General features: G+C 57.3%; 4 protein-coding genes. 1 reads left to right on the top strand and 3 read right to left on the bottom strand.

The features are described from left to right. The 3 genes from ACESNI_RS18395 to ACESNI_RS18385 all read right to left on the bottom strand — a co-directional run. The coding region (locus tag ACESNI_RS18395) for a class II aldolase/adducin family protein (protein ID WP_373089739.1) at positions 1-705 on the bottom strand (705 nt) is incomplete at its 3' end. After that, positions 659-1,465 (bottom strand): Coq4 family protein, encoded by an 807-nt coding sequence (locus ACESNI_RS18390; protein ID WP_373089737.1) that lies wholly within the window; start codon positions 1,463-1,465, stop codon positions 659-661. The genes ACESNI_RS18390 and ACESNI_RS18395, both read right to left, overlap by 47 nt. Position 1,466: 1 nt before the next feature. Beyond that, positions 1,467-3,299 (bottom strand): acyclic terpene utilization AtuA family protein, encoded by a 1,833-nt coding sequence (locus tag ACESNI_RS18385; RefSeq protein ID WP_373089735.1) that lies wholly within the window; start codon positions 3,297-3,299, stop codon positions 1,467-1,469. 80 nt (positions 3,300-3,379) lie between these two features. Between ACESNI_RS18385 and ACESNI_RS18380 the strand changes: the two genes are divergently transcribed. Next, complete coding sequence (locus ACESNI_RS18380) at positions 3,380-4,069, top strand: Crp/Fnr family transcriptional regulator (RefSeq protein ID WP_373089741.1); 690 nt, start codon at positions 3,380-3,382, stop codon at positions 4,067-4,069. Positions 4,070-4,134 lie beyond the last annotated feature (65 nt).

Below are 4,134 nucleotides of genomic sequence, written 5' to 3'. Positions count from 1 at the left end.
GCCCAGCGTTTCGACCTGCCACGCCAGCCGACAGCGATGCTCCAGGGTGATTGCGCGCAAATGCGCCTGGCGAATATCCTTGGCGACGACGAACACACCGTGATTCTTCAGGAGAGCCCATTTTGCCTCGCCGAGTGCTTCGGCTGCAGCCTCGGCCTCCGAAGCCCCGTCGACCGTCCCGGCATATTCGTCATAGAAAACCGGATCTCCTTCAACCTGACCCGATGTCTGGTCATAAACCGGCGGCACGCGCCCTGAAGCCGACCACACCAGCCCCCAACGCGAATGATTATGAATGACCACTTTCAGATCGTGCCGACGCCGATGCACCGCCAGATGCAGTCCGATCGCCGGAGTAACGTTCCATTCGCCCTCGACCACCGCTCCTTCGCCGTCCACACGGATGATGTCGGAAGCAGTCAACTCGTCCCATGCTAGTTCCCATGGATTGACCAGAAAGGTACCATCCGGCTGAGCGAGGGTGATATGCCCGGCAATATGATCGTCATAGCCCTCACGGTGCAGCGCCCGGCACAGCAGCGCCAGTTCCTGACGCGGTTTGAGTTCTGGAATAAGCGGATAGCGGCCTGGCCGCGGGGCCAGCTTTTCGAGCATGGGGTTGCTTCTTTTCGGAGCTTCCATCTTAAGGTTCCTTATATCAATTCCACTCAGCCGAGGCCGCGGCAGTATCCACCATTTCGACACCTTGGACTCCAAGAGTCTCGCGTGCATCATCAAGGGTCATCGCAAAGACGTCTTCGAAACGCATCATGTAGAGGGGTGCCGATTCCCGGCCGACTTTCGCGCCGCGCTCCATCGCATTCTGGGTGATCAGCCACGTCTGGGGATAATGCAGCACCGCCCGCGTGATGATGCGGGTCGATCCAAAGATCGAGAAAGCAGACAATTCGCCTGCAAGTTCCGGGCTCATATGGACGAACAAGTTGGTCAGCCGCATGTAATAGGGCACCAGTTCGCCGATAAAATCGAATCCGCCGCCGCCGAGAATATGTTCCAGATCATGAGTCTGCCCGGCGCGTAGATTAAAATATTCGAAGTCGTTCTTTGGAGTAAATGGCGGCACGATATTCACGTCGAGCGCATTGTTGCTCAGCTGCGTATAAAAAATCCCGCCGACGGTTTCGGGGTCATATTTTTTGAGGTCCTCAAGACCGAACGTCGAGATGAAGCCTTCCTTGAACCACGCGTCAAGCTCGGGATTTTTCTCACGCTCGGCGGCAATCAAGCCGTTAATGTGGTCGATGTCCTGAACTTCGCGCAAAATCTGCACGAGCTGGATCGAATCTGACGGTGTCGGCACATCGGATCCGTTTCGCCGCAACAAATGCGTTGAGACCCAATCGCGCACACGCGCATCGTTTAGATATTTGGACGAACTCACGAGAACGCTGCTCTTTGTCGGAACCTTTTGGATTCCCTGCATGAGATAGGAATAATCGGGCATTTCATTCTCCACGGGATGAGGCGCTTTCGGTAAATTCCGCTGCGAGCGCGGAGGGAACGGATATCGGGAAACGCAGCAGCATTTGCGCCATTCCCTTGGCTGCGGGATCGAGGCGGGTACTGGCGTTAATCCCCCCCGTGAGAGCATCGTGGATCACGAAATTGAGAGCGTGGAGGCCCGGCACGTCATAGCCATCGACATTTGGAGCCTGTCCGTCCGGCCCCATATGACGATACCATTCGCCCAATGCCTCGGGCGTTAGCGCGGCGCGTAGATAAGGCAGATATTCCGGCCTGCGCGCGATGACCGCGACATTGAACAAATGACCTTTGTCACCGCTGCGCGCCCAGGCCAGTCGAACGAGATCTACATCGACGTCACCTTTCTGGGACGGCGCCGGTGTTACGATCAGGTTGGCGGGAGGGCTCTCCAAAGCAGGCACTCCTTCGGCCACTGGTAAATCGTGCGTGACACCGTCGATAGTCATCGTTGGTGTAATCCCCTGCTTGTCGAGCAAGAACAGGAACACGCCTGTCATTGGCAATACATGTGTCGCCAGATTGATCGAGGTGCCTACTGACATCCCGGAAATGCCTGCCCATTGCTCGCGCGCAAAAATGCCAGCGCCTTCCTGGTCAGGATGATCGACGACCAGCTTGCTGATCACTTCGCGCGATCCACGATGGTTTGCGTGTGCGCCAAAACTGGCTTCGCCGCCAATCAGCACATTCTCCGTTAGCGTGAAATCGGGAAGGTTGCGTGCGCGTAGCAGCGTCCGGCCACGAGCGAATAAGGCCTCGGCCTGTCGGGCAGCTTTTTCGGCGGCGTCTTCGCCAATGATCGGCTGATAGGCGATCGTTCGCCAGCCCCCGTCAAAGGTTATACAGGCTTTGTAGGTTTCGGTCGGCGCGCGGCCTTTTGCACCGCTGACGCGCACTCTATTGTCTCCGATCTGCTCCAGCCGCACCTCGCTGAAATCGCATCGCACGTCGGCGACGATATAGTCCGCTGGGTCGCTCACTTCGTACAGGATTTGTTCGGCCACCGTGCCGATTGATACCAATCCGCCGGTTCCTTCCGGCTTGGTGATTACTATCGTGCCGTCGGAATGACATTCGCCGATCGGATATCCAATATTCGCCCAATCGGGCACATCGCGCCAGTCTGTGAACGTCCCGCCCGAGACCTGTGCCCCGCATTCCAGCAAATGACCCGCCAGCGTCCCCGCCGCGAGCAAATCCAGATCGTCCGTGCCCCAGCCGAATTCGTGGATGAGCGGCCCCAGCACCACCGCGCTATCGACGACTCGCCCTGTAATGACGATGTCCGCGCCCTTGGCCAGCGCGGCGACGATCGGGAATGCGCCAAAATAGGCGTTGGCGCTCACCACATTATCAGGAAACGGCGTGCCAACAAACATATCACAATGCCCGGCCGCGCGCAGTTCCGTAACTTGATCACGTAGATCGTCGCCCTCCACGTAGGCCACGCTGAGCGATAGCCCCTTGTCCCGGATCATCTGCTCGAGCGCGGAAGCCAGCCCTGCCGGATTGACGCCGCCAGCATTCGCGACGATTTTCAATTCTTGTGCCGCGATTTCATGAAGATGCGGACCGACATGCACCGTCAGAAAGTCTGTGCCGAAACCGGCCGCTGGATCCGCCGCCTGCATCCGACCAAATATACCCATCGATCCTTCGGCAAGATAATCGAAGATCAGATAATCCAGCTGCCCGCCCGCGAGCAGTTGGGGCACGGAGAGTGCGGTGTCGGAGAAGGACGCTGTCGCGCCCCCGATCCGTATCACCCTTTCATTGCCTGCGTTCGCAGCCATGGCCCATCCTCTCAATTTATTATTAGGCATGAATACTGTATTTCCTTGCAGCGCACTGTCACTATAGTTACAATTCAGTGATGAAAAGAAATGAGCAAGATTTGGCGCTGCAGGTATTGAGGGAGGCTGCATGGCTGAAGGATTATCCGCCCAAGCTGGCTGAAAGTCTCGTGACGGAAGGGCGTTTGATGCGCCTGAATATCGGCGAATGGGCACAGGCCGAAGGCGACGATCGTAATGGCCTTTTCGTCGTGATCGATGGCTTGCTGCACTCCTACTACGCCGCGCTAGATGATCGAATGACAATGATTGGTTTTGCCGAACCCGGCTCGGTGCTTGGTCATGCGACACGCTATAGTGGCGGGCCACGGCTGGTGACCGCTGTCTGTGCCGAGCCGAGCACATTGTTGGAGATTTCCGAAAGCGCCCTTGATCGGGTAGCCGAGCGTTCACCCGAAATCTGGCGCGCTATTGCCGGTTTCGCTTATGCTGCGATGCGCAGCACGTTGCAGATGGCGGCAGACGTCATCTCCCTGCGCCCCCGCGAACGCATCGCGGCGCGCCTTTTGGCTACCGCCAGGGGAGATCAATCAGACAAAGCACCGGTCATCAAGATCAGCCAGGAAATGCTTGGAGAAATGATAGGCGTCACTCGCAAGACCGTGAATTTTCATTTGTCCGTGTTCGAGCGGGACGGGCTTATCCGCGTAGGTTATGGCCGGATCGAGCTTTGCGACCTGAGTGGATTGCAGGAGATAGCGAACGGCTAGAAGACATTGCATCGCCAGACTGGGCTTGGCGAAACAGATTGACGTACCTGATTTCGGTCTGAATT

Origin of the sequence: Sneathiella sp., assembly GCF_041689005.1 — a bacterium.
In the GTDB taxonomy this organism is placed as follows: Bacteria; Pseudomonadota; Alphaproteobacteria; order Sneathiellales; family Sneathiellaceae; genus Sneathiella.
This window is presented reverse-complemented; position numbering and strand designations above follow the sequence as displayed.